Source organism: Nonomuraea sp. NPDC050786 (genome assembly GCF_040654115.1).
Lineage (GTDB): Bacteria > Actinomycetota > Actinomycetes > Streptosporangiales > Streptosporangiaceae > Nonomuraea.
Genome location: NZ_JBFAHJ010000023.1, coordinates 163,041 through 188,306 on the forward strand (window position 1 = coordinate 163,041; position 25,266 = coordinate 188,306).

Consider the following 25,266-nt stretch of genomic DNA (forward strand, 5'->3'; position numbering starts at 1 on the left):
TAAAGGCGGCTGATCCCGTCGGGTGAGTTCAGGCGAGGAGGCGGGCGGCGATGCTCGTCCAGTCGTCCTCGGGCTCCTCGGCCTGGCGTTCCATGATGCTGTCGGCGGCCCCGGCGAAGGCCTGCAGGCCGCGCAGCAGCGCGATGCGGCCGGCCGGCGGCATCTCGCTCAGCACGCGCGCGAGGTCCGCGCGTCGGCGCTGCTGCAGCTCCTCGACCAGGGAGCGGCCGGAGGGCGTGAGCGAGAGCGTCAGCTCGCGCTTGTCCTCCTCGCAGTGTGAGCGCCTGACCAGCCCGGCCGCCTCCAGGCGGTCGCAGAGGCGGCTGGCGGACGAGGGCACCGCGCCCAGGGCGGCGGCCAGCCTGCCCAGATTGATGGTCTCGTGCTGCTCGATGGTGAGCAGGGCCTGGAGCTGGACGGAGGAGACCTTGGTGGCGAACGCCTGCCGCGAACGCCCCCACACGGCCACCAGGGCAGCCGCCTCCCTTTCGATGACGGACCACTCCGTCGGCGGCAGGTGGCCGATGAAGGGCGGAACGGGCTCGTCTTTCACGCTATCCACTCAGTGAGTCATGGACGGGTGTCGTCCGGTGCGGGGATCCAGTCGAAACACACCACCACGGCATCATCCAGCACTTCCGTGCCCCGCCGGAAGTCCAGCAGGCCGCGAATCATCGTACGGACCGCCTCGTCGGCGGGCTGCATGCGGGTCGATTTCACCAGGGCCTCCAACGGGGCCCCGCCGAACTCGGTGCCGCCGAGCGAGCGGGAGGAGTAGACGCCGTCACTGGCGATGACGAGCCGGTCGCCCGGCTCCAGGGCGAGCCGCTGCTCGGTGTAGGTGGTGTGGCCGAACATGCCGAGCGGGAGCTGCTGCTCCAGCTCGACGGAGCGTACTTTACCGTTACGCATCAGCAGGAGCCGGGGCGATCCCGCGTCGACCATGGACACCTCGCCGGTGGTGGCGTCGAAGTGCAGCAGCAGGGTGGAGACGTGCAGGCGGCCGCCGTACTGGCCGTAGATCGCCTCGTCGGCCAGCCCCGCCTGCTCCTCCAGCCCGGCGCCGGAGCGGCGGGCGTTGCGCAGGGCCGTGATGGCCAGCGTGGTGAGCAGGGCGGCCTCCATGCCCGCGCCCATGCCGTCGGTGACGGACAGCGACAGCCAGCGCGGCCCGCACGTCCAGTCGAAGTTGTCGCCGTAGACCGCGTACGCGGGCTCCAACTGCCCGGCCAGCCGGTAGCCGTCGCCCTGGTGGCAGGAGCCGGGCAGCAGCTCCCACTGCATCTCGGCGGCGAGCGTGAGCCGGGCCATGCGGCGTACCCGCTGGTAGCGGTCGGTGATCCGGTCGGCGCCGCGCAGGTCGTGGCCCAGGGCGGAGGCGATCTCCTGGAGGTCCTCCACGGTGGGCGCGCCGAGGAGCGGATCGGCGAGGCGGAGGCTGAGCACGCCGACGCGCTCGCCACAGGCGGTGACGGGCAGGTGGAGCAGCCGCCCTTCGCGCTGGGGCTCCTGGGAGGCGAAGGCGCGGCCCGCCGCGGTGCCGTCGATGAGGGTGCCCGGCACGCCCGGCACCAGCTCCTCGAGCACGGGACGGAGCGAGACCAGCGCGTAGTCGGCCAGCAGCACCTCCACGTGCTCCACGCCGAAATGCAAGGTCACCGCGTCGCGCATCGCCTCGGCGACCGCATAGGGCGGCGCCGCGTGCATGGCCTGCTGCACCGCGTAAACGCCTTCGGGGATGGTGCCCAACGGATGACCTCTTCTCCGGGCGTCGTAACGTGGACGCCAATGAATTTGCACAGTAGCAAATAACTGTGCGGGTGAAGGGTCTCAAGATCCTATATATTTGTCATACGGCAAATAACGGAACGGTACGAAGAGGGTTGTCCATGCTGGGTGACGCGGAACGCACGAGAGAGGAGATCGCTCGTGTGGTGGGCGAGCAGCGGGACCGGATCGTGGCCACCTGGGTCCGGACACAGGAAATCACGCTAGCAGCGGGCGGCGCCGTGGACGGCGACGAGCTGCGCGAGGAGGCGGAGACGATCATCTCATGCCTCTACGAGGGACTGGCCGGGGCCACACCTCTCGACCAGGTCGCCACCCGCTTCCCGCCGCTCAGGAACGCGGTGACGGACCTGTCGCACCGCTGGGCCAGGCTGGGCGTCTCGGCCACGGCGATCGCCGGTGCGATCTTCGCGCTCAAGGACGCCTGCGTCCAGGTGCTCGCCGACGAGATCTCCGACCTGGGGCTCAGGCTCGACGCCATCGAGCTGACGAACCGGCTGCTCGACGGAGCCGGGCTGCTGACGTTCCAGACGTACGTCGACAGCCGCGAGGAGATCATCCAGCGGCAGAACCGGCAGCTGCTGGAGATCTCGACCCCCGTCGTCCGAATCTGGCGCAAGGTGCTCGCGGTGCCGCTCATCGGCACCCTCGACAGCGGCCGGGCACAGATCGTCATGGAGAGCATCCTGCAGGCCATCCAGGACAACGAGGCCGCCGTCGCGATCATCGACATCACCGGCGTCCCCACCGTGGACACCGCGGTCGCCCAGCACCTGATGCAGACCGTGGCGGCCACCAGGCTCATGGGCGCCGACTGCATACTCAGCGGCATCCGTCCCCAGATCGCGCAGATGATCGCCCGGCTGGGCATCGATCTGTCCGAGATCATCACCCGCTCGTCCCTGGCTGACGCGCTGACCACGGCGATGCGCATGGTCGGCGACGTCTGGCCGGTGGAGGAGAAGCCCAGCGAGAGCACATTCTCGAACGTTCCATGACCTCATCAGAGATTCCGATCCTGCGACTCGGCAAGATCCTGCTGGCCGGCCTCCTCAAGGAGCTGGACGACAAGACGGCCGTGCTCTTCGCCGACGAGCTGAGCCGGCAGGTGAGCACCGTCGGGGCGGAGGCGGTGGTGCTCGACATCACCAAGCTGGAGATCGTCGACTCGTTCGCGGCGCGGATCCTGGTGGAGATCGCCACGATGGCCCGGCTGCTGGGCGCGCGCGTGGTGGTGGCCGGCATGCGCTACCCGGTCGCCATCACTCTGGTGGAGCTGGGGCTGGACCTGCCCGGTGTGGAGACGGCACTGTCGGTGGAGCACGCCGTGAACATGCTCTCCCAGCCGGGAGGATCTCGTGACGGATAGGGAAGTCATGGCGCCCGGGCAGGTGAGTTCGCTCCAGATCCGCGCCGAGGAGGACCTGCTCGCCGCCCGGCACGCGGTACGGGCCGCCGCGCTGGAGGCCGGCTTCGGCCTCGTCGCCCAGACCAAGCTGATCACGGCGGCGAGCGAGCTGGTCCGCAACTGCTACGTGCACGGGGGCGGCGGGGAGCTGGTGATCGAGCGTCTCGTCCCGCCGCCGCGGGCCGGCCTCCGGCTCACCATCTCCGACGACGGGCCGGGCATCGTCGATCCGGACGCGGCGCTGGTCGACGGCTACTCCACCGGCCACGGGCTGGGCCACGGGCTGGGCGGCGCCAAGCGGCTGGTCGACGAGTTCCATCTGGACACCGGGCCGGGCAGGGGCACGACGGTGGTGATCACACGCTGGGTGGGCCGTTGATCACCACGGAGGTACGCGTCGATCAGGAGGCCGCCGTCGTCCAGGCGGTCTCCGTGACGCGCCAGGCCGCCCGCGAGCTCGGGCTGGCGCCCCTGCTGGCCGAACGGGCGGCAGTTGCGGCCTCCGAGCTCGCCAGCAACATCGCCAAGCACACGCACGGGGGCGCGCTCCTGGTGCAGCCGGGGCCCGCGGGCGGTCTCGAGCTGCTGGCGGTCGACCAGGGCCCCGGCATGGAGGACGTCGCCCGCTGCCTGACCGACGGCTACAGCAGCGCCGGCACGCTGGGCAGCGGGCTGGGCGCGGTACGCCGTCTCGCCACCACCTTCGGGATCTTCTCCCACCCGCGGCACGGGACCGCCATCTTCGCGCGCTTCCACGACGATCCCGTCCCGGCCAGGGTGGGCACGCTGCGACTGCCCGCGCTGGGACAGGAGACCAGCGGCGACGCGTTCGTCCTGACCGAGACCGCGGGCGCCACGGTGGCGCTCGTGGTGGACGGCCTCGGCCGCGGCGCGGACGCCGCCCCCGCCAGCCGCTCGGCCGCCGCCTCGTTCCTGAGCGACCCCGAACGCCCCCTGCCGCTGGCCATGGCGGCGATCCACGACGCGCTCCGGCATTCCAGAGGAGCCGTCGCGGCCCTGGTGCGCCTGCCCCGCGGCGCGGCCCAGGCGGAGTTCTGCGGAGTGGGCAGCGTGGGCGCGGCGATCCTGTACGGCGACAGCCCGCCGACCATGCTGACCCCGCAGCCGGGAACGCTCGGCCTGCGCATCCCGCCGCTACGCCTCCAGACCATGCCGCTGCCTGCCGGGGCCACCGTGGTCGTGCACAGCGACGGCATCGCCCAGAGCTGGCTGCGTACGGCGGGCGACTGGATGTTCACCCAGCCGCCTCCGCTGCTGGTGGGCCTGCTGGCCCGCGACCATCGGCGCCTCCGCGACGACGCGACGGTCGTGGCGCTCAGGGAGAGGGGAACGTGATGACCTCCTCCGAGGAGGCGCTCGGCCGGCGGATCCGTACGCTGGAGGAGGAGCTGGCCAAGCTCCGTGACGAGCTGGCCAGCACCAACCAGGGCGTGCTGGCCCTCGTCGTGGAGCTGGAGGAGCGGGACGAGCAGCTCAGGCGGGCCCACCGGACGATCTTCCGCGAGCTGGAGGACGCCCTGCGCCCGCCGATCCCGGAGGTGGAGCAGGCGCGGCTGGCGGTGTACTACTCCTCGGCCGAGGACGACGCGCCGACCGGAGGCGACCTCTACGACGTGGTCGTCCTGCCGGGCGGCGAGCTGCACATCGTCGTGGTGGACGCGGCCGGCCACGGCGTGGCCAGCACCCGTGCCGCGCTCAACATCATCCACGCCGTACGCGTGCTCTCCCTGGCCGGGCTGCCGCTGGAGAGCGTGGTGGGGCGGGCCGCGGCCATCCTGCAGCCGGTCTTCCCCGAGCTGACCGGGACCGTGCTGGTGGCCCGCTTCGATCCCCGTACCGGGATGTTGCGGGTCGCCACGGGCGGCCACCCGCCACCGCTGATCGCCGCGCCGGGCGAGCCGGCCGCGTACCTGGAGGCGTGGGGGCGCGGCCTCGGCTATCCGGAGCCGGGCAGCGACCACGTGGCCGAGTGCCGGCTGGCGCCCGGCACGCTGGTGCTGTTCTACACCGACGGGCTGGTGGAGGCCCGGCGCGACCTCAACGCGGGGCTGGACGAGCTGGCCGACCTGGCGGGGCGGCACCGGGACCTGCCGGTGGACGAGCTGACCGACACGCTCGTCCGCGTGATGCACCGCAGGGTGCTGCACAGCGACGACACCCTCCTCCTGGCCATGCGCTGGACGCCGTAGCCGCGAACGGGGCCAACAGGATCAGCCCGTCGGTGGCCGTCGCCGGCTGCAGAGCCCGTAGCGGCCCGTCGCCGGAGAGCCCGGCCGCCGCGCCCGCGGCGAGCACGATCAGGCCGAGCAGCGGCCAGGCGGCCCGGCCGGGCAGCAGGCAGAGCACCGCCACGGCGAGCGGCCACGGCAGCCAGGACCACTCCGTCCCGATGAGGAGGAACGGCAGCGCGTAGAGCACGGCCACGGCGGTCAGCAGCCCGAGGCGGGCCCGCACGCCGTGGTGGGGCCGCGCCAGGATCACGACGATCGCCGGGTACGGGGCTGCCGTGATCAGCAGGTGCGTCCACGGGACACCCTCGGAGATCCCGGACACGAGCCGGATGAGGACGAGGAGGGCGAGCGCCGCCCACATCATCCAGCGCGCCACCCTGGGCGGGAGATCTTCAGCTGCGGCGGCCACAGGTGCTCCCGAGCCATTCCACGATCGCGAGACTAGCTCACTCACCGTTCCTAGGACTCCTAGGAAATAAGCTAGAGTCTCTAGGGTTTCTGCCTCTCCGAAAGGATGATCATGACCATGCTCTCCGTGCCCGGTGCCCGGCTCTATTACGAGGTCAGCGGCGGCGGGCCGGTGCTCCTCATGCTGCCGGGCGGCGGCGGTGACGCGGCCGTCTTCGACGTGGTGGCCGGCCCGCTCGCCGAGCGCTTCACCGTCGTCACCCTCGACCCGCGCGGGTACTCGCGCAGCCGCCTGGACCGCCCGGTCCCCGTGGACCAGCGGGTCGACGTGCAGAGCGACGACGCCCGCCGGTTGCTCGACGTGGTGAGCCCCGACCGGCCCGCCTACGTCTTCGGGGGCAGCAGCGGCGCCATCGTCGGTCTGGACCTGCTCGCCCGGCATCCTTCCCGGGTGCGCCGCCTGGTCGCCCATGAGCCGCCGTGCTTCGCCCTGCTGCCTGACGCCGCCGCGCAGCTGGCCTTCGTCGAGGAGGTGTACCGGCTCTTCCGCACGCAGGGGCTCGGGGCCGCCTCCGCCCGGTTCCTGGAGGGGATCGGTGGCACCATGAAGGCCATGCCGGACCCTGCCTCGTTGCCGCCTCGCGCCGCCGAGATGATGGCGCGGCTGATGGAGAACGCCCCGATCATGATGGAGCACGAGTTGCGGCAGTTCACCTCCTACGTGCCTGACCTGGCCGCTCTCGGCCGGGTCGCCGACCGGCTCGTGCTCGCGGCCGGGCGGGAGACCAAGGGGCATCTGCCGTACCGGCCTGCCGCAGTGCTGGCCGAGCGGCTCGGGACCGAGCTGGTCGAGTTCCCGGGCGGGCACAGCGGGTTCACCGACGCTCCCGAGGAGTTCGCCGAGCAGCTCATCGAAGTGCTGAGCGCTCCCTGATTCTCCCGGCGGTTTCTTCAGCGCGAGGACACCGCCGGGACGGAAGAACGTCAGTGGGAATGATTAGCGTGGGGCTGGTTAGTCCCAGGCTCGGGGCCGAGCTCGGCTCCGAGGCCGTGGTGTCTCAGCGTTCGACCGGAGGGGGCGATCGTGGGGTCTTTCGCGGGCGGTGGGCTGCCCCCGGACGACGTCGTCGTCACGGCCCTGCGCGCCGGGGACGAGACGATGTTCGCGGCGCTGCTCGACACGTGGTCCGGGGGCATGCTCCGGGTGGCCAGGTCCTACGTGTCCACCGACCACTCCGCGGAGGAGGTCGTCCAGGACACGTGGCTGGCGGTGATCGGCGGGATCGACGCCTTCGAGAGCCGTTCGTCGGTCAAGACGTGGATCTATCGCATCCTGGTCAACACCGCGAAGAAGCGGGGCGCCCGCGAGAGCCGCACGCTGCCGTGGAGCTCCTTCGAGCAGGACGGGGCGGCGGGCGCGGGTCCCGACGGGGTGCCGGCGGGCTGGAAGGAGCTCGCCGAGGGATGGCCGACGCCCGAGAGCGAGGCGCTCGCCTCGGAGGTGCGTGGGCTGATCGCCGAGGGGCTGGCCAGGCTGCCTCCCCGGCAGCGGATCGTGATCACCCTGCGTGACGTGGAGGGGTGCACGTCGGAGGAGGTGTGCGAGATCCTGGAGATCTCGGCGGCCAACCAGCGGGTCCTGCTGCATCGCGCGCGCACGGCCGTGCGGGGCTGGCTCGCCGGCTACTTCGAGTCGGTTAAGCAGCCGGAATAAGCTCGCAGGCTCCTTCCGGCTGCGGCGGCGGCACAATTAGTGAAGCGGTTCATATCCAGAGAAAAGGGCGGTCGACGTCGTGAAGCGGTTCACCTGCGACGAAGTGGCGGAGAACCTCACCGCCTACCTTGAAGACGCCCTCGACCGGCCGGCACGCGACGGCGTGCGGGCACACCTGGCCTGCTGCGAGTGGTGCGAGGGCTACTTCGAGCAGTTCCGCGCGACCATCGGCGCCCTCGGCGACCCGCCTCCGGAGAAGCTGCCCGCCGACGTGCGCGCGCGGCTCATGTCGGCCTTCCGCGAGCGGCGGAGGTTATGACCGGCGGCCGGTGAGCCCGGCCTGTCGCTTTTGCCGAGAAATTACCTGTAACGCTGGCGCGCCTCGCGGGTCTGTATACCCGTGCGCCACGCGAAGGGTAGACGATGATCGGCCTGACGTCCGAGGGCACGCCGCTGCGGGATGCCTCCGAGGTGGCGGAGTTCGCGCGCCGCTGCTTCCAGCCGGGCCTGGACACGGCGGACCGGGTGGGCGTCGAGCTGGAGTTCCTGGTCTTCGACCGTGCGACCGAGGCCGCGTACGTGCCGCTGGCCAGGGTGGAGCGGGCGGTCCCCGCCCTGCCCGGCGGCAGCCGGGTGACCTTCGAGCCGGGCGGGCAGCTCGAGCTCTCCGGCCCGGCGGCCCCGCTGGCGGACGCGGTCGCCTGCGTGGCCGCCGACGTGGCGGCCGTACGCGCCGCCCTGGGCGCGGAGGGGCTGGTTCTGGCCGGGGTGGGCCTCGACCCGGTGCGATCGCCCCGCCGCCAGCTCCGCCTGCCCCGCTATGAGGCCATGGCCGAGTTCCTCGGCGAGCCGTACGGGCCGCTGATGATGTGCTCGACCGCCTCCGTCCAGGTCAACCTGGACCTCGGAGAGCGGCCGGCGGCGCGCTGGGAGCGGGCGCACGCGCTCGGCCCCGTGCTGATGGCGGCCTTCGCCAACTCGCCGCTGAGCGGCGGCCGCCCCTGCGGCTGGATGTCGGGCCGCCAGGCCGTGTGGGAGCACCTCGACCGCACCCGCACCGCACCCGTGCCCGCTTCCGGCGACCCCGTCGCCGACTGGGCCGAGTACCTGCTGGACGCCCGGCTCATGCTGGTACGCGAGGGCGAGGAGCGCTGCCGCCCGGTCCGCGACGGCTCGACGTTCCGCGACTGGCTGAACGGCGGCGGCGAGCGCCGGCCCACCGCCGACGACCTGGCCTACCACGCCACGACGGTCTTCCCTCCGGTGCGCGCCCGCGGCTGGCTGGAGATCCGCTACCTCGACGCCCAGCATCCGGCGGCGTGGCCGGTGTGCGTGGCCGTGACCCACGCCCTCGTCACCGACGACCGGGCCGCAGACGCCGCGCTCGCCGCCGTGGAGCCGTACCGGACGTGGTGGGAGCGGGCGGCGCGGTGCGGGCTGGCCGACCCGCGCCTGAGCCGGGCCGCCGAGGCGTGCTTCCGCGCCGCGCTGGAGGCGCTGCCCCGCCTGGGCGCGGGCCCCGGCCTGGTCGGCGAGGTGGCGGCGTTCGCCGACCGGCACGTGACCACGGGCCGCTCGCCGGCGGCCGACCTGATCGATGCGGTGCCGGGACGGCGCGTCCCGGCCTGGCTCAACGGGGAAGGACGGCAATGAACGACTTCAAGGAACGCATCGCGGCCGAGCTCCTGGCCGTGCGCGACCGGTCGCTGGCCTACACGGCGGCGGACGACGACCTGCTGGTACGCCAGCACTCGCCGCTGATGTCGCCGCTGGTGTGGGACCTCGCGCACGTGGGCAACTACGAGGAGCTCTGGGTGCTGCGCGAGGCCGGCGGCATCGACCCGCTCCGCCCCGAGATCGACGACATCTATGACGCGTTCAAGCACCCGCGCAAGGACCGTCCCACCCTGCCGCTCCTGGGCCCGGCAGAGGCCCGCCGCTACATCGAGGGCGTACGCGGGCGCGTCCTCGACGTCCTGGACGCGATCGACCTCGACGGCCCCACGCCGCTGCACCGCGACGGTTTCGTGTTCGGCCTGGTGATCCAGCACGAGCACCAGCACGACGAGACCATGCTGGCCACCCTGCAGCTGTCCGGGCAGCCCGGCCTGGTGCGCGACGGGGAGCTGCCGCCCGGCCGGAGCGGCGGCCCCGAGGAGGTGTACGTGCCCGCGGGCCCCTTCCTCATGGGTACCGACACGCTGCCCTGGGCCTACGACAACGAGCGCCCCGCCCACCAGGTCGAGCTCCCCGCCTACTGGATCGACCGGCTCCCCGTCGGCAACCGCGCCTACCTGGCGTTCGTCGAGGACGGCGGCTACGACGAGCCGCGCTGGTGGAGCGCGGAGGGCTGGCAGTGGCGGCAGCGCAGCGGCGTCACCGCCCCACTGTTCTGGGCCAGGGACGGCGACACCTGGTGGCGCACCCGCTTCGGCCGCACCGAGCCCGTCCCGATGGACGAGCCGGTCCAGCATGTGAGCTGGTACGAGGCCGACGCCTACGCCCGCTGGGCCGGCAAGCGGCTGCCGACCGAGGCCGAGTGGGAGAAGGCCTGCGGCTGGGACCCGGAGGCGCGCCGGGCACGCCGGTACCCGTGGGGCGAGGACGACCCGGGCCCCGACCGGGCGAACCTCGGCCACCGCGCCGCCCGCCCCGCGCCGCTCGGCGCCTATCCGGCGGGGGCCAGCGCGTACGGGGCCGAGCAGATGGTGGGAGACGTCTGGGAGTGGACCGGCTCCTGGTTCCAGCCCTATCCGGGCTTCCGCAGCTTCCCGTACAAGGAGTACAGCGAGGTCTTCTTCGGCCAGGAATACCGGGTGCTGCGCGGCGGCTCCTGGGCGGCCGACCCGGCGGCGGTGCGGACGACGTTCAGGAACTGGGACTATCCGATCCGCCGGCAGATCTTCACCGGGTTCCGGTGCGCGCGCTCGGAGCTGGTCTGAGGTGTGCAGGCACGCGGCCTGGCTGGGCGCCGCCCGCCCGCTCACCTGGCTCATCCACGAGCCCGAGCACGGCCTGCTCAAGCAGTCGTACGCGCCACGGCGCCAGCGCCACGGCCTGATCAACGCCGACGGCTACGGCATGGGCTGGTACGACGCCGTGCGTGCCGCGCCCGTGCGGTACCGCCGTACCGTGCCCATCTGGGCCGACGCCAACCTGCCCGCGCTCGCGCAGGTCGCCCGCTCGACCTGCCTGCTCGCGGCCGTGCGCTCGGCCACCACGGGCATGCCGATCGAGGAGAGCGCCACCGCGCCGTTCACCGACGGCGGGTGGCTGCTCAGCCACAACGGGCGCGTCAGCAGGGACGCGCTCCGTGACCTCGCCGACGACCTGGCCGACCGCGCGGAGAGCGCGTGCGACGCCGCCTGGGTCGCGGCCGCCGTGTTCCTGCGCCGCCGCACCGGGCTGGGCCTGGGCGCGGCGCTGGCCGAGGTCGTCGTCCACGCCGGGGAGAAGGACCCCGCTGCCCGCCTCAACCTGCTCGCCTGCGACGGCGCGTCGGTCGCCGCGACCGTCTGGGGCGACACGCTCTTCTACCGGCAGGACGACGACGGCGTGCTCGTGGCCAGCGAGCCGCTCGACGACCTGCCGGGCTGGCAGGCCGTGCCCGAACGCAGCCTGTTGACCGTCACCCGCGACCGCGTGAGCCTGCAGCCGTTGTGATCCGAGGAGGCCTCATGGCCGTCAGCCAGTCCATCGTGCATGTGATCAGCCATCTTGACCGCGACTACCTGCGGCAGGCACTCGAACGCGACGTCAGGTCCGGCCTGACGGCGTCGCCCAAGTGGCTGCCGCCCAAATGGTTCTACGACGCCGCGGGCAGCGACCTGTTCTCCCGCATCACGCGCCTGCCCGAGTACTACCCGACCCGGCGCGAGCTCGCGATCCTGCGGGCGCGGGCCGCTGACCTGGCGGCGGCCTCCGGCGCGGACACGCTGGTGGAGCTGGGGTCAGGCACCAGCGAGAAGACCGAGCTGCTGCTGGAGGCGCTCGCCGCGGCGGGCACCTTGCGCACGTACACGCCGGTGGACGTGGACGCCGTCACCCTGGAGGCGGCGGCGCGGCGGCTGGCCGGGCGCTTCGCCGGGCTGGAGGTGCGGGCGGTCTGCGCCGACTTCGAGCGGCATCTGGCGTTGCTGCCGCGTACCGGGCGGCGGATGGTGGCCTTCCTCGGCGGCACGATAGGGAACCTCGAACCCGCCGCCCGCAGGGTGTTCCTGAAGGAGGTGCGGGCCACGCTCCGGCGCGGGGACACGTTCCTGCTCGGGGCCGATCTGGTGAAGGACACCGGGCGGCTGGTGGCCGCCTACGACGACGCGGCGGGGGTGACGGCCGCCTTCAACCGCAACGTGCTGCGGGTGATCAACAGGGAGCTGCGGGCGGACTTCGAGCCGGAGGCGTTCGAGCACGTGGCCCTGTACGACGAGCGGCACGACTGGATCGAGATGCGGCTGCGGGCCGGCCGGGACATGCGGGTGCGGATCGAGGACCTCGGCATGGTGGTGGACTTCGCCGAAGGGGAGGAGATGCGTACCGAGATCAGCGCCAAGTTCCGGCCGGAGGGGCTGCGGCAGGAGCTGGTGGCGGCGGGGTTCCAGGTCCGCCGTGGCTACACCGACCCGGCAGGCGACTTCACCCTGATCCTGGCGCAGGCGTGATCGCCGGAGCCTGGCGGGCCGCGCGCAGCGTGATGCCGCCGGGGCATCTCGACGCGGCCGGGTGCAACGTGCCCAGCGACCGGGTGCTCGACGCCGTCGTGGCGCACCTGCGGCTGGAACGCGAGCGTGGCGGCTACGCGGCCGTACCCGACCTCACCCCGGCGAAGGCGGCCCTGGCCGCGCTGGTGGGAGCCGCCGCGGAGGACGTGGCCTTCCTGGAGAGCGGCACGGCGGCGATGGCCGCTCTCCTGGGAGGGTGGCGGCTCGAGCCGGGCAGCCGCGTCGGCTACCCGCGCACCGAGTACGGCAGCACACTGATGCTGCTGCACCGCCTGGCCGCCCAGCACGGCTGGAAGCCGGTCGAGCTGCCGGTGGACGGCGACGGCCGCCTGGACCCGTCGGAGGTGGGCGCGGGGCTCGACCTGGTGGTCGTCTCGCACATCGCCTCCCATCGAGGCGTCGTGCAGCCGGCGGGGGAGATCGGGGCGCGGTGCCGCGCGGCCGGGGTCCCGCTCGTGCTCGACGTCTGCCAGTCGCTCGGGCACGTGGAGGTACGGGGAGTGGGTGCGACCGCGTACGTCGGCACCTCCCGCAAGTGGCTCGCCGGCCCGCGCGGCGTCGGCTTCCTGATCGTGCCCGGCCTCACCCCGGCCATGGACGCCGCGACCCCGACCTTGCGCGGCCACTCCTGGAATCCGTTGACTTCACCGGCCGGGGATCCGGTGCCGGTGCCCGGCGCGGTGCGGTACGAGAGTGCGGAGGCGGCGGTCGCGGCATGGGCGGGGCTCGGCGTGGCCGTGCTCGAGCATCACGCGCTCGGCCCGCCCGCCGTCCACGCGCACCTGGCCGGCCTCGGTCGCACGGCACGCGGTGTGCTCGACGGGGCCGGTGGGTGGCGCGTGGCCGAGCCGCTCGACGAGCCGTCCGCCCTGGTCACGCTGACGCCTCCGCCCGGTGACACGGCGGAGGCGGCCGCCGCCCGGGCCGCCGAGGCGTCCCTGCTGGTCAGCGCCGTGCCGACCGCCCGGGCGCCGCTGGACCTGCGCGAACCCGTGCTCCGCGTCTCCCCGCCACCCGGGACGCCCCTGGAGACCCTGCACGCCCTGGCCCGCGTCCTGGGAGCGGCATGACGGTCCCGCTTCCTGCGGGCGCCGGACCGTACGGCGCGGATCTGCCTTGCGGCGCTTCACGGATCACATCGTTGGCGTAGCCGTCGCCGTGGAACTGGCGGCGACCGGCTCGGCGTCGGGGCTGGTGGCCGGCGTGGCGGCGCTGCGCAGCGGGACCTGGCGGATGAAGAGGGCCACGACGATGCCGACGGCGGTCACGGCCGCGCCCCAGGTGAACAGGGTGGTGATGCCGTCGGTGACGGCCTGCTGGAACAGGTGCTGGGCTGCTTCGGGGAGGGCTCGCAGCGCTTGCGGGGTCATCGAGGTGGCGGAGGCGGCCACGCCCTGCGCGGCCGGCCCGGCCGCTGTCAGGGAGTCGGCCAGCTGGCTGGTGTAGACGGCGCCGAGCAGGGAGACGCCGAGTGAGCTGCCCATGTTGCGCAGGAAGGTCGACACTCCGGTGCCCGCGCCCATGTCGCGCAGGTCGAGGCTGTTCTGGGCGATGAGGGTGCTGGTCTGCATCAGCGCGCCCATGCCGGCGCCCAGGACCACCATGTAGAGGGCCGTCATCGTGGTGGTGGTGCCGAGGTCCACGGTGGCGAACAGGGCGAGGCCGGCGGTGACGAGGATGGAGCCGATGATGGGCAGCGACTTGTAGTGCCCGGTCTTGCTGATCAGTGAGCCGCCGGCCAGGCTGACGATCATCGCGGCGATCATCATCGGCATGAGCAGCAGGCCGCTGTTGGTGGCCGAGGAGCCCTGGACGAACTGCTGGAACTGCGGGAGGAAGCCCGTGGCGCCGAACATGGCGAAACCCGAGATGAAGGCGACGGCGCCGGACAGGGAGAAGTTGCGGCTCTTGAAGACCCGCAGCGGCATGATCGGCTCGGCTGCCCGCCGCTGGACGATCACGAAGGCGGCGAATCCCGCCACCGCCAGCGCCGCCAGGCCGAGGATCTGCGGCGAGCCCCAGTCGTACTGGGTGCCGCCCCAGCTGGTGATGAGCACCAGCGCGGTGATCCACACGGTCAGCAGCGCGGTGCCCCACCAGTCGATCACGGCCCTGCCGGTGCCCTTGGGCAGCCTGGCCAGGGTGATCCAGCACAGGACCAGCGTGACGACGCCGAGCGGCAGGTTGACGTAGAAGGCCCAGCGCCAGCTGAGGTTGTCGGTGATGAAGCCGCCGATGAGCGGGCCGCCGATCATCGCCACCGGCATGGCGGCCATCATCACGCCCTGATACTTGCTGCGATCGCGCGGGGGGATCATCTCGCCGATGATCGACAGCACGCCGACCATGAGGCCGCCCGCTCCCAGACCTTGCAGGGCGCGGAAGCCGATCAGCTGCGTCATGTCCTGTGACATCCCGCACAGGACGGAGCCGAGCAGGAAGAGCGCCACGGCGGCGACGAAGGTGATGCGCCGGCCGTACAGGTCGCCGAGCTTGCCCCAGATGGGCGTGGCCACGGTGGAGGCCAGGACGTAGCCGGTGGTCACCCACGCCAGGTGGTTGAGGCCGCCCAGCTCGCCGACGATGGTCGGCAGCGCCGGGGCGACGATCATGTTGTCCAGCATCGCCAGCAGCATGGCGATGACCAGGCCGCTCATCGTCACGAGGATCTGGCGATGGCTGAACCCCAGTCCGGCCTGCTGCCCCGCCGCCAGGGGACTTGCTGTGTCTTTCGCGCCGTGTTCTGCCATCACGCGTGCTCCTGCCTTACGAATCAAACTTACCTGCCGGTCGGCAAGTTTACTTGCCGACCGGCAGGTAAGCAATCGCCGGATTGTCTATGAAGTGCCGGCCCTGGTGTCCTCGGACGCCGACAGGGTTGAGGCGGGCCGGCTGTCTCTTCTCGCCGGCATCTGACGCGGCGCCGGAGTCATCGGCCGTCGAGCTCGCGCATCCGGGCCCGCATGTCGGCTGTGGTGTTCTCGTGGGGGAACGGCTCGTCGGGGACCGGGAGGTCGAGTGCGGCGCACAACGGTCCCCACCCGTCGGCCGGCTGCCATTCCAGCAGCCGGTGCGCCGGTATGGTGGCGCGGACCTCGGCAAGGTGCCGCTCGTAGGCCGCGATGACCTTGTCGCGGTCGTGGGGGTCGTCGAACGCGCCGCCGAACATGGCCCGGATCATCTCCTCCATGGCGCGGGCCTGCTCGGGGGTGCCGGCGAGCAGCGGCGGCCGCGCGCCGGCGAAGTCGCCGCGCATCAGACGGCGCGCCCCTTCCAGCACCGTACGGTCCATGCTCTGGTACCAGCGCTCGGCACTTTCGCGCCGAGACAGCAGCACCAGCGCGTCCGGGAACGCGGCGGACAGTTCGCGCCAGAACTGCGACAACGGCCAGTCCACCCCGGCTGCGTATCCTGCGAGGAATCGATGCCAGTCCGGCATCGTCCCCGCGTGGGCGTCGCGCCAGACCGCGGCGTCGTCGGGCCGCTCGAACAACTCCCGCATGTGGTAGCAGGGCTCCCCGAGCAGTCGCTCCAACGCCGCCTTCAGCGACGTCGTCCCCGTACGCGGAAACCCCGCCCCCACAACTCGCAAACCCATACCGGCCCTTCCTCTCTCGGTCACGGCGATCGCCTCTTGCTTACCGGCCGGTTAGCAAGGTACTTGCTGACCGGCCGGTAAGCAAGGGGGTTGTAAACTCACGGGAGAGCTGAGCTGGGGAGCAAGGAAGAGCGATGACCAAGACGGAGCAGGTGACGGCCCCGCGGCGCAAGGGCAGCCAGACGCGGGCCGACATCCAACAGGCCGCGCTGTCGCTGTTCACCGAGCGCGGCTACGACGCCACCTCGATGCGCGAGATCGCCGAGCAGCTCGGCATCACCAAGGCGGCGCTCTACTACCATTTCGACAGCAAAGAGGCGATCATCCTCAGCCTCTTCCACGACAACATGCGCGCCCTCGACGACCTGCTCGACCAGGCCGCGGGCCGGCCACTCACTCCGGAGCTGTGCTCCGAGTTCCTGGGCCGCTGGATCGCCCTGAGCGCCGCGCAGGGACTGCGGATCATGCGGTTCGCCGCCGCCAACCATGCCACGCTGCGCAAGGTGATGCCCCTGCGGGACGGCGGCCCGCTGGAACGGATAGGCAGGGCCGCACAGCTCCTCCTCGGCCCTGACGCGGAGCTGTCCGACCACCTGCGCGTCCGGATGGCCCTGCTCAGCGTGCACAACGCCGTGCTGGCCGCCCAGGGCACCGAGGCCACGGACGACGACATCCTTGCCATCGCCACGCAAGCGGCGACCCTGCTGGTCGGCGATCTGTTCCCGGCGCCTCGGCTCCCCGTCCCGGAGTAAGCGTGCGGGGCGGGGCGACCGGCTCCTGACGGGGACCTCTCCGTGGGCGCGCAGAAATAGTACCGATCGGTTCTATTCTGTTAAGATCCTCGGCTGCTCGTGCGGTTGATCTCCAGCCAGGCCGACAGGGGCAGCGGCTCGCCGAACCGGGCCCAGACCGCGCTGGAGTCGACGATCTGCGACTGGGTGTCCAGCAGCGCCCCCATCTGCATCCGCCGCGCGAGGACCTCGTCGAACGGCCTGGTCAGCGGGCTCATCATCCGGAGCATCCCGACCGGCATCCTGCTCTCGCCCTTGATCGGCAGGCCCAGCGAGGCCGCGATGAGCTCGTTGACCTGCCTGAGCGTCAGCGCCTCCGGGCCGCCCAGGTCGGCGGACGAGCCCTCACCGGGGCGGACGGCGAGCGCGGCCGCGACCCTGGCGACGTCCCTGCCGGCCACCCACGAGACGGGACTGGCGCCCGAGCCGAACACGCTGGCCTTCCCCTTCTTGCTGATCGACTCGGCGAGCAACTCCACCCAGGTGTCCATCAGGTGAGTGGGCCGGAGGATCGAGTACGGCAGGCCGCTCGTGCGCAGCGCGCGCTCTACCTCGAACTTGAGCCGGAAGAACGCCACGGGGCTGTCGGGACGGGCGCTCGCGGAAGAGATGTAGATGAAGTTCTCGATCCCGGTGTCCCGCGCGATGCCGATGAGGTGCGGGATCCCCGCGCCCTCGATGCCCTGGGGGCCGTCCTTGCCTTTGCCGTCGCCGCCCTGAACGGTGCAGACGATCGCCTGCGCCCCCGCCGCGGCCCGGACCAGCGTGCTCCGGTCGTGAACGTCGCCTGCGACAACCTCGACGCCCTGAACCACGCGTGCGGAGGTGGGATCGCGCTGCGTGTCGCTGGCGATGGCGGGCAGGATCGCCGGCGGAGCAGAGCGATCCAGGACGCTCATGCTGAATGCCCTGGAGCCCATGTTCGCCGCCCAACTGAGGGACTAGTCAGGCTGGAGCGCTCTGCGGGCGGGTGACGCTGGTCTTGCCCGAGCCCGAGTTGCCGCGCAGGACGATCAACTGGGTCGGGTCCGGGGGGCGTGTCACAGGGGGAGGCCGCCGGTGGCCGAGCTGGTCGAGCCGGTCGCCTGGTAGGCGGCTATCGTGCGTTCCGCGATGCGCATCCGGTGGATCTCGTCGGCGCCGTCGGCGAAGCGCGCCCAGCGGGCGTGCTGGAACATGTGCGCCAGCGGCGTGTCCGTCGAGTAGCCGAGCGCCCCGTGCACCTGGATCGCGCGGTCCACGATCCGGTTGAGGCTGCCCGCGACGAAGTGCTTGGCCATCGACACCTCCGTGCGGAAGTCCTCGCCCTTGTCGATCTTGGAGGCGGCGTGGAGGACCATCAGCTTGCACTGGTACAGCTCCATGGCCGAGTCGGCGATCATCCACTGGATGCCCTGCTTCTCGGCCAGCAGCGAGCCGTGGCTGTAGCGGTTGAGTGCCCGGTCGACCATCATGTCGAGGGCCGTCTCCGCCTGGGAGATCCAGCGCATGCAGTGGGCGAGCCGGGCCGGGCCGAGGCGGTGCTGGCCGAGTCGGTGGCCGTTGCCGCGCCCGCCGAGGATCTGGCTGTCGGGCAGGCGGAGGTCCTCGATGACGATCTCGCTGTGGCCCGTGGAGCCGTGCATCGTCTCCACCTCGCGTACGTCGTTCCAGCCCGGCTGGGGGAGATCCACGAGGAAGGCGGTGTTGGCGCCGCGCGAGCCCTCCGGCACGTCGGGCTCCGTACGGGCGATGAGGATGGCGAAGTTGGCCCGGCGAGCATTGGAGATGAACCATTTGTGGCCGTTGACGATCCATTCGTAGCCGTCGCGCACGGCCGAGGTCCGGATCAGGGTCGGGTCGGAGCCCGCCACCTCCGGCTCGGTCATGGCGAAGCAGGACATCTGCGTTCCCTCCACCAGAGGGCGGAGGTACTTCTCCTTCTGCTCGTCCGTCGCCCAGTGCAGGAGCGTGTGCATGTTGCCCTCGTCGGGTGCCATGCAGTTCAGGACCCACGGGCCGATGCGGGTCCTGGCCGCCTCGGACTGCACCATGGCCAGCTCCACGTGGCCCAGCCCCATGCCGCCCCACTCCTTCGGCATGTGGGGCAGCCACAGCCCCTCGGCCCTGGCCTGCGAGCGGAGCTGGAAGATCGTCCGGAGGTACGCGTCCCGGCCGGCCTCCTCCACCTCCTCCACGGCGGGGATGACGGTGCCCTGGATGAAGGCGCGGACCCGCCGGCGGATCTCCTCGTGCTCGGGAGCGAGGGTGAAGTCGATGGCCATACCTGACACCGTGTCACGGCCGGCGGAGCGAGGTGAAGGCCCAGGACATGCGCGGCTCGGGCGGGCGACTTGAGCGGTGGTCGTCTCGGCTGGTACCGTTCAGAACATGTCGCTGATCAGTCGATTTTCGCGCTATGTGCCGGCTCCGGGTGGGGCCCAGGATCACATGCGCTGATCAACTGTTCATCCGGAGCCAAAGGCAGAGAGATTCGTCTCCTGCCTTTTCGTCATTTAGGCGGTCGGCTCCGGACCCTCGGGCGTGGGCCGTATCGCCACCAGAGCGCTAGAGAGCAGGCCCAACCCATGACTGTGACCAGGGATCTACGCATCACCTCGTTCGAAGCCCTGTCCGCACCCGCGGAGCTTCGCGCGGAACTCCCGCTGGGAGCGGAGAAAGAGGAGTTCGTCGCGGCGAGCCGGCGTGCCGTCCGGGACATTCTCGCCGGTGAGGACGATCGGCTGCTGCTCGTCATCGGACCGTGCTCGGTGCACGATCCCGAGGCGGCACTCGACTACGCCCGCCGCCTCGCCGCGGCCACCCGCGGCATGGAGGACGCCCTGTGCGTGGTCATGCGGGTCTACTTCGAGAAGCCGCGAACGACCATCGGCTGGAAAGGGCTGATCAACGACCCGGACATCGACGGCGGCCATGACGTGCGACGAGGTCTGCACCTGGCCCGCACCGTGCTCCTCGACGTGCTCGGCACGGGACTGCCCGTCGGCTGCGAGTTCCTGGAGCCCACCAGCCCGCAGTACATCGCCGACGCCGTCACGTGGGGGGCGATCGGCGCGCGTACGCCCGAGAGCCAGGTGCACCGGCAGCTCACCTCCGGCCTGTCCATGCCCGTCGGGTTCAAGAACGCCACGGACGGCGACGTGCAGGTGGCGATCGACGGCGTGCACGCCGCCGCCCACCCGCAGGTCTTCTTCGGCATCGACGACGAGGGGCGGGCCGCGGTGGTGAGCACGAAGGGCAATCCGGACTGCCACATCATTCTCCGCGGCGGTCGTGGCGGCCCCAACTACGACGCGGGCTCCGTGGGTGACGCCCTCGCCCTGCTGCGCAAGGCCCAGCGGCCGGAGCGTCTGATCGTGGACGCCAGCCACGGCAACAGCGGCAAGGACCACGTACGTCAGGCGGCCGTGGTCAGGGAGCTCGCCGCCCGCATCGCGGAGGGCGAGGAAGGGATCGCCGGTCTGATGGTGGAGAGCTTCCTCGTCCCCGGCCGGCAGGAGCCCGGTCCCCGCGAGGGCCTGACGTACGGGCAGAGCATCACCGACGCCTGCGTCGGCTGGGACGAGACGGAGCGCCTGCTCGACGTCCTGGCGGCGGCCGCGCGCTCCCGCAGGGCCGCCAAGGGCTGAGCCCCCGTCCGCGGCGGCGGCCGAGAGCTGAGCTTGCTCTTCGCGGTGGCGGCCGAGAGCTGAGCTTGCCCTTCGCGGTGGCGGCCGAGAGCTGAGCCCCGCCGCGCGGGGGGGGGGGGGGGCGGGGCCCCCCCCCCCCGGCACCCCCCCCCGCGGCGGGCGGGGGGGGGGGGCTCGGACCGAGCCGCCACCGCGAGTCATCGCAGCAGGTCGCGGGCGACGGCGGAGGCCGAGGCCGCGTCCAGCCGCCCGTCGATCACGGCCGTGACGACCCGCCTCGTCAGAGTGCTCTCCAGCACCAGCGGCCGGTCCCACGCCAGGGCCTGGCCCACACCCGGATAGTGCTCCACCCGCACGAACCACGGATCGTCGGCCGTCTGGGCGAAGACCAGCGTCCAGTCGCGGCCCTCCGGCGTGGTGCCCGCCATGGCCACCCACGGGGAACGGCTGCCGTGCACGGCCTGCTCGTCCCCCGGGAGGGTGGTCCGGCCGGTGGAGGTCCCGGGCGCGCGCCAGAAGAACCCGCCGTAGCCCGCGCCCGCCCGGCCCTTGGTGGCCGAGCTGTGGATCTCCATGGGCGCGCCGGTGAGGTTCGTGAGCGTGAAGGAGAAGTCCAGCGCCCACGCCCCATCGATGGGCCGGGCGAGCACCGTACGCTCCTCGCGCGCCATCAGCCGCCCGCCGGGGCCCACCCACTCCAGCCGCTCGACGAAACCGTCGTCATCCAGCCGCGGGAACGCCAGGTGCCGCTGCACGCCGTGATCGTCCAGCCAGGTCGGCCCCTGGTCCTTGACGTAGGTGCGGCCGCCCCAGAAGTTCGCGCCGCCGAGGTCGGAGATCGCGACTCCGACCCCGAGGTGGTGCACGTGGTCCTCGGGGCGCAGCTGGGTGACCGCCACGCCGCCGAGCGTGCGCACCGGGTGCAGGTAGGGCCGGGGCGAGTCGGTGACCGGCAGGTCGGGCCGCCACTCGTAGGAGGCCACCGGCGTGTCCGCGACGCGCAGCTCCACCGTCGTCCACGGCACGTCCAGCTCCGAGTACAGCGCCAGCTCCTCGGCGCTGCGCGCGGTCAGCTCGGCGACGCCCGGCAGGAACCGGCGCGTGACCTCGCCGGACTCGGGGTCCCGCTCGACGACCTGGTGCCGCTCCGGGATCGGCGACGGCTCGGGGGCCAGCCGGACCGCGTCCAGCACCTGCGTGAACGGCTCCGTGGCGGAGAGCGGCACCAGCAGGTCCGCGCCCGTGCGGAGGTGGTCGATGAGGTTCTCCAGCAGGTCCGTACGCTCGTACACGGTCGTCGTGACCGAGCCGTCCGGCAGCTCGACCTTGAGCTGGTCCTGCGTGTAGACGAGCGTGGCGCGGCCGGCGTCGCCGTGCACGATCAGGTACGGCTCGCTCCTGCCGGTCGCGCAGAGCGTCACCGCGATCGTGATCACGAAGCCGTCGTCGAGCCGGATCCGCAGGCAGGACGTGTCGTCCGACTCGATCGGATTCGCGTGGTAGAGCTCGGTCTCGATCTCCGCGATCGGGCCGTCCACCAGGGCCAGGGCGGTCGCGACGGCGTGCGCGAACGGGTTCGTCAGCGCGCCGTCCACCACGTCCACGCCGTCGAGCCGGCGCCTGCCCGCCCAGGCGGACCTGGTGAAGTACGCCGAGGGCCGCTCCCAGGCGCCCGCACCGCCGATGCCGCGCACGGTCCCGATGGCGCCGTCGGCGATCAGCGAGCGGAGCGCGGGGATCGCCGACGAGCCCAGCGACTGGAAGCCCACCTGGCAGGCGAGCCCCGTCTCCGCGACCGCCGCGGCGATCCGCGCGTGCTCGGAGGGGCCGGCGGCGGGCGGCTTCTCCAGCAGCACGTTGGATCCGGCCCGCAGGGCGGTGACCGCGAGGTCGGCGTGCGTGTGGATCGGCGTGCAGATGACCGTGACGTCCGCGCCGGTCTTCGCGAGCAGCTCGCCCAGGTCGGGCGACTGCAGCGGCGAGGCGAAGTCCACCTCGGCGGGCCGCACGTCGCAGATCCCGACCAGCTCGATCTGCCCCAGATGGGTCAGCCTGCGCAGGTTGCCGAGATGGTGCCGTCCGTGCCCGTGGGCCCCGGCGAGTACGACCTTCACGGGATCGTTCATCGGGACCACCTCAACCCGAGCCCCGCGTGATCGCCCGCCCGCAGCACCCCGTCGGACACGTTCACCGGGTACGGCTCCTCCAGCAGCCCGAGCGCCGCGAACGACGCGTCCTCCACGTCCTCCGCCATGACCGGCAGCGGCAGGGCCAGCGCGAGCTGCCCGGACACGTCGCTCAGCAGGTGCGGATAGACCGGCACATCGTACGTCCTGGCCAGCTCCACGATCCGCAGGAACGGCGTGATCCCGCCGACCCGCACCACGTTCGGCTGGACGACGTCGCACGCGCCCGCGGCCAGCAGGTCGCGGAACCCGTACGTGGTGTAGACGTTCTCGCCCACCGCCACCGGCACGTCGATGGAGCGCCGCAGCTCCACGTGCGCGGCCACGTCGTCGGCGGGCAGCGGCTCCTCGATCCAGTGCAGCCCGAACTCCCGCAGCGCGGAAATGGCCCGCCTGGCCCGGTGCAGGTCCCACCGCTGGTTCGCGTCGATCATCAGCAGCCGGTCGGGCCCGATCACCTCGCGGACGGCGGCCACCCGGGCCACGTCCTCCGCCAGGTCGGGCCGGCCCACCTTGATCTTGACGCCCCGGTACCCGGCCGCCACCCAGCGCCGGACCTGCGCCACCAGCTCCTCCAGCGAGTAGTGCAGGTTGACGCCGCTGCCGTAGACGGGCACCTCGTCGCGCCGCCGCCCCAGCACGTCGGCCAGGCCGCGCTCGCCGCAGCGCAGGTCCCACAGCGCCAGGTCGATCCCGGCCAGCGCGATCGTGGTGATCCCGCCGGGCCCCGCCTCGCGCAGGTGCCGCCAGAGCCGGTCCCAGACCACCTCGGGGTGCGCGGGCAGCCCGATCAGCGCCTCACGCAGGTCGTGGTCGAGCAGGGCCTGTACGGCGTGCGCCCCGATCTGCGGCGTCCACGAGAACCCCGTCCCGGTCCGCCCGTCCTTCAGCGTGACCTCGCACACGACCACGTGGTTGGCGGGCACGTCGGCGCCCCAGGGCCGCGGCAGCGGAACCGTTCGCAGCGAGGTACGCAGGTCGGCGATCGTCATGACGCCGCCAGCTCCAGCCCCGTCTTGATCAGCTGCTCCAGCTCCGCCAGGTGCTCCTCGGTCGGCTCGACCAGCGGCGGGCGGACGGCGCCCACGTCCAGGCCGCGCAGCCGTACTCCGGCCTTGACCAGGGCGACCGGGTAGCCGGGGACCCTGCCGCGCAGCCGTACGAGCGGGGCGTAGAAGCCGGTGAGCAGCCGCTCGTCACCGTTCAGATAGGCCAGGGCGATCTCCGGCGCGAACGCGAAGACCGCGCTCGAGTACAGCTCCACGCCGATGCCCCGGTAGGCGGGCATGGTCAGCTCGGCCGTCGGCAGCCCGTTGAAGAAGAGGAAGTCCGGGTACGCCTCCCGCACCGCCAGCACGGTCCGCTGCATCCTGTCGATGTCGCCCAGGCCGTCCTTGAGCCCGATCACCCCGGGGATCCCGGCCAGCTCGACCACGGCCTCCGGCTCCAGCACCACCGAGCCCCGCTGGTAGACGATCACCGGCAGCTCCGCGGCCACCGCCGCCACGTAGGCGGCGAAGCCGGACCCCGGACCCTGCGCCAGGTACGGCGGCATGAGCAGCAGCCCGTCGGCGCCCGCCTCCCGCGCGGCCCGCGCCTGGTTCAGCGCCGTGCCGAGCGGGCCGCCCGCGCCCGCGAACACCGGCACCCGCCCGCCCACGACCTCGGCCGCCACCCGCACCGCCCGCGCGTGCTCGGCCTCCGACAGCGCGGAGAACTCGCCGGTGCCGCACGCCACGAACACGCCGCCGGGACCGTGCTCCATGCCCTGCCGGATGTGCTCGGCCAGCACCTCCTCGGCGAGCCCGCCATCGGCGTCGAAGGGGGTCACGGGGAAGAACAGCACACCGCTCAGATTCATGCAGATTCCTTCAGTTCAGTGCGCCAGCTCCGCTTGGGCTGCCACCCGAGCAGGCGCTGTGCCTTGGTCGTCGAGAAAGCGGGGGAGGTGCCGGTGAGCCCGGCCGCGAACGGCTCGGTGCCGGGCACGACCTGGGGCAGCAGGTCGGCGAGGGGCTTCCTGGCCAGGGCGTCGGCGGCCCCGGCGAAGAACACCTCGCCGTTCGGCAGCTCGGGCAGCGCCTCGGTCAGCACGGCGATCATTTCGGCGGCGTCGCGGGAGTCGATGTAGTTGAACAGCGAGACACCGCCCAGCTCGGGCCGGTCCAGCCGCTCCTTCACGGTGTGCCCCGACTGCGTGGGCGCGCCGGCCCACTCCTCGGGCGGGATGACGAAGCACGGCCGCACCGCGGCCATCCGGGTCGTCCCGGCGAGCGCGAACGCCTTCATGGTCTGCTCGGCGACGACCTTGGACAGGTTGTACGCGTTCCACGGGCGTACCGGGTGCTCTTCGTCGATCGGCAGGTAGGCGGGAGCCCAGCCGCCGGGGGCGCCGTACCCGATGACCGTCGGGCTGCTGGCCACCACCACGCCGGCCACGCCCAGCGCTACGGACGCCTCGCAGACGTTGAACGCGAGCTGCGTGTTGACCTTGTAGATCACCGATTCCGGGTAGCTGAACGGCGTCGCGATGGCGGCCAGGTGGATCACGGACTCGGGCCGGAACCTGGCGATCGCCTCGAACGCCTCGCCCGTGTCCGTGAGGTCGGCCGGTAAGACGGCCGCGGCCTCGGACGGCGTGCCGGGCGCCCGGTCCACGCCGATGACCTCGTGCCCGGCCGCCGCCAGCGTGCTGACCACGCTGCGGCCGAGACGTCCTGCGCTTCCGGTGACGAGGACTCTGCTCACCGTGGAGGGCTCCTTCAAGACTGCAA

26 protein-coding genes are annotated in these 25,266 nt (G+C 72.2%); 16 read left to right on the top strand and 10 right to left on the bottom strand.

The features are described 5' to 3' along the window. Positions 1–28: 28 nt before the first annotated feature. The gene (locus AB0H84_RS34650) at positions 29–553 is read right to left on the bottom strand and encodes a MarR family transcriptional regulator (protein WP_357613847.1); all 525 of its coding nucleotides are present in this window, start codon (positions 551–553) and stop codon (positions 29–31) included. 17 nt (positions 554–570) lie between these two features. Further along, positions 571–1,749: a PP2C family protein-serine/threonine phosphatase gene (locus AB0H84_RS34655; RefSeq protein ID WP_357613850.1), complete on the bottom strand. Its 1,179-nt coding sequence runs from the start codon at positions 1,747–1,749 to the stop codon at positions 571–573. Between the two features lie 140 nt (positions 1,750–1,889). Here AB0H84_RS34655 and AB0H84_RS34660 point away from each other — a divergent pair, with 140 nt between their 5' ends. The 14 genes from AB0H84_RS34660 to egtE all read left to right on the top strand — a co-directional run bounded on the left by AB0H84_RS34660 (position 1,890) and on the right by egtE (position 13,358). Continuing rightward, on the top strand, positions 1,890–2,786 hold the full coding sequence (locus tag AB0H84_RS34660; protein ID WP_357613853.1) for an STAS domain-containing protein: 897 nt from the start codon (positions 1,890–1,892) through the stop codon (positions 2,784–2,786). Then, positions 2,783–3,157, top strand: coding sequence for an STAS domain-containing protein (locus tag AB0H84_RS34665; protein WP_357613856.1), 375 nt, complete (start codon positions 2,783–2,785; stop codon positions 3,155–3,157). Before AB0H84_RS34660 ends, AB0H84_RS34665 begins: the two co-directional genes overlap by 4 nt. After that, complete coding sequence (locus AB0H84_RS34670; RefSeq protein ID WP_357613859.1) at positions 3,147–3,575, top strand: ATP-binding protein; 429 nt, start codon at positions 3,147–3,149, stop codon at positions 3,573–3,575. Before AB0H84_RS34665 ends, AB0H84_RS34670 begins: the two co-directional genes overlap by 11 nt. Then, positions 3,572–4,552: a hypothetical protein gene (locus AB0H84_RS34675; protein WP_357613862.1), complete on the top strand. Its 981-nt coding sequence runs from the start codon at positions 3,572–3,574 to the stop codon at positions 4,550–4,552. Before AB0H84_RS34670 ends, AB0H84_RS34675 begins: the two co-directional genes overlap by 4 nt. Then, positions 4,552–5,406: a SpoIIE family protein phosphatase gene (locus AB0H84_RS34680; protein ID WP_357613963.1), complete on the top strand. Its 855-nt coding sequence runs from the start codon at positions 4,552–4,554 to the stop codon at positions 5,404–5,406. The genes AB0H84_RS34675 and AB0H84_RS34680 overlap by 1 nt, the downstream gene beginning before the upstream one ends. A gap of 32 nt (positions 5,407–5,438) precedes the next feature. After that, positions 5,439–5,630: a hypothetical protein gene (locus AB0H84_RS34685; RefSeq protein WP_357613865.1), complete on the top strand. Its 192-nt coding sequence runs from the start codon at positions 5,439–5,441 to the stop codon at positions 5,628–5,630. 338 nt (positions 5,631–5,968) lie between these two features. Continuing rightward, positions 5,969–6,790 (top strand): alpha/beta hydrolase, encoded by an 822-nt coding sequence (locus AB0H84_RS34690; protein WP_357613868.1) that lies wholly within the window; start codon positions 5,969–5,971, stop codon positions 6,788–6,790. A 150-nt stretch (positions 6,791–6,940) separates the two neighbouring features. Beyond that, complete coding sequence (locus tag AB0H84_RS34695; RefSeq protein WP_357613871.1) at positions 6,941–7,570, top strand: sigma-70 family RNA polymerase sigma factor; 630 nt, start codon at positions 6,941–6,943, stop codon at positions 7,568–7,570. Positions 7,571–7,649: 79 nt separating this feature from the next. Then, positions 7,650–7,889 (top strand): zf-HC2 domain-containing protein, encoded by a 240-nt coding sequence (locus AB0H84_RS34700; protein WP_357613874.1) that lies wholly within the window; start codon positions 7,650–7,652, stop codon positions 7,887–7,889. A 104-nt stretch (positions 7,890–7,993) separates the two neighbouring features. Beyond that, entirely contained in the window at positions 7,994–9,223 is a 1,230-nt protein-coding gene (gene egtA, locus AB0H84_RS34705) for an ergothioneine biosynthesis glutamate--cysteine ligase EgtA (RefSeq protein ID WP_357613877.1), read from the top strand. Then, positions 9,220–10,512 carry an ergothioneine biosynthesis protein EgtB gene (egtB, locus tag AB0H84_RS34710; RefSeq protein ID WP_357613880.1) on the top strand — a complete coding sequence of 431 codons (1,293 nt, stop codon included), beginning with the start codon at positions 9,220–9,222 and terminating at the stop codon, positions 10,510–10,512. The genes egtA and egtB overlap by 4 nt, the downstream gene beginning before the upstream one ends. A 1-nt stretch (position 10,513) precedes the next feature. Beyond that, positions 10,514–11,233 carry an ergothioneine biosynthesis protein EgtC gene (gene egtC, locus AB0H84_RS34715; protein ID WP_357613883.1) on the top strand — a complete coding sequence of 240 codons (720 nt, stop codon included), beginning with the start codon at positions 10,514–10,516 and terminating at the stop codon, positions 11,231–11,233. 14 nt (positions 11,234–11,247) lie between these two features. Then, positions 11,248–12,228: an L-histidine N(alpha)-methyltransferase gene (egtD, locus tag AB0H84_RS34720; protein ID WP_357613886.1), complete on the top strand. Its 981-nt coding sequence runs from the start codon at positions 11,248–11,250 to the stop codon at positions 12,226–12,228. Then, positions 12,225–13,358: an ergothioneine biosynthesis PLP-dependent enzyme EgtE gene (gene egtE / locus AB0H84_RS34725; protein WP_357613889.1), complete on the top strand. Its 1,134-nt coding sequence runs from the start codon at positions 12,225–12,227 to the stop codon at positions 13,356–13,358. Before egtD ends, egtE begins: the two co-directional genes overlap by 4 nt. Before the next feature lie 63 nt (positions 13,359–13,421). Here egtE and AB0H84_RS34730 read toward each other — a convergent pair whose 3' ends face one another. Together AB0H84_RS34730 and AB0H84_RS34735 are read right to left on the bottom strand one after the other, a co-directional pair. Further along, positions 13,422–15,038, bottom strand: coding sequence for an MDR family MFS transporter (locus AB0H84_RS34730; RefSeq protein ID WP_357613966.1), 1,617 nt, complete (start codon positions 15,036–15,038; stop codon positions 13,422–13,424). A gap of 179 nt (positions 15,039–15,217) precedes the next feature. Then, positions 15,218–15,886 carry a sulfotransferase family protein gene (locus AB0H84_RS34735; protein ID WP_357613892.1) on the bottom strand — a complete coding sequence of 223 codons (669 nt, stop codon included), beginning with the start codon at positions 15,884–15,886 and terminating at the stop codon, positions 15,218–15,220. A gap of 134 nt (positions 15,887–16,020) precedes the next feature. On the opposite strand from AB0H84_RS34735, the gene AB0H84_RS34740 reads away from it, so the two are divergent. Next, positions 16,021–16,638, top strand: coding sequence for a helix-turn-helix domain-containing protein (locus tag AB0H84_RS34740; RefSeq protein ID WP_357613895.1), 618 nt, complete (start codon positions 16,021–16,023; stop codon positions 16,636–16,638). A gap of 80 nt (positions 16,639–16,718) precedes the next feature. Here AB0H84_RS34740 and AB0H84_RS34745 read toward each other — a convergent pair whose 3' ends face one another. Together AB0H84_RS34745 and AB0H84_RS34750 are read right to left on the bottom strand one after the other, a co-directional pair. Beyond that, positions 16,719–17,576, bottom strand: coding sequence for an NAD(P)H-binding protein (locus tag AB0H84_RS34745; RefSeq protein WP_357613898.1), 858 nt, complete (start codon positions 17,574–17,576; stop codon positions 16,719–16,721). Positions 17,577–17,717: 141 nt separating this feature from the next. After that, a complete protein-coding gene (locus AB0H84_RS34750; RefSeq protein ID WP_357613901.1) occupies positions 17,718–18,941 on the bottom strand; it encodes an acyl-CoA dehydrogenase family protein in 1,224 nt (407 codons plus the stop codon). Between the two features lie 303 nt (positions 18,942–19,244). Here AB0H84_RS34750 and AB0H84_RS34755 point away from each other — a divergent pair, with 303 nt between their 5' ends. After that, a complete protein-coding gene (locus AB0H84_RS34755; RefSeq protein WP_357613904.1) occupies positions 19,245–20,306 on the top strand; it encodes a 3-deoxy-7-phosphoheptulonate synthase in 1,062 nt (353 codons plus the stop codon). Between the two features lie 197 nt (positions 20,307–20,503). On the opposite strand, the gene AB0H84_RS34760 is transcribed toward AB0H84_RS34755, so the two are convergent. From AB0H84_RS34760 to AB0H84_RS34775, 4 genes are read right to left on the bottom strand one after another with little or no spacing between them, the layout of a single operon-like run. Then, positions 20,504–22,432 (bottom strand): DUF6807 family protein, encoded by a 1,929-nt coding sequence (locus AB0H84_RS34760; RefSeq protein ID WP_357613907.1) that lies wholly within the window; start codon positions 22,430–22,432, stop codon positions 20,504–20,506. After that, on the bottom strand, positions 22,429–23,484 hold the full coding sequence (locus AB0H84_RS34765; protein WP_357613909.1) for a mandelate racemase/muconate lactonizing enzyme family protein: 1,056 nt from the start codon (positions 23,482–23,484) through the stop codon (positions 22,429–22,431). Before AB0H84_RS34765 ends, AB0H84_RS34760 begins: the two co-directional genes overlap by 4 nt. Then, on the bottom strand, positions 23,481–24,353 hold the full coding sequence (locus tag AB0H84_RS34770; protein ID WP_357613912.1) for a 5-dehydro-4-deoxyglucarate dehydratase: 873 nt from the start codon (positions 24,351–24,353) through the stop codon (positions 23,481–23,483). The genes AB0H84_RS34765 and AB0H84_RS34770 overlap by 4 nt, the downstream gene beginning before the upstream one ends. Further along, positions 24,350–25,240, bottom strand: a complete 891-nt coding sequence (locus AB0H84_RS34775; protein WP_357613915.1) for an NAD(P)-dependent oxidoreductase — start codon at positions 25,238–25,240, stop codon at positions 24,350–24,352. Before AB0H84_RS34775 ends, AB0H84_RS34770 begins: the two co-directional genes overlap by 4 nt. Positions 25,241–25,266: the final 26 nt, after the last annotated feature.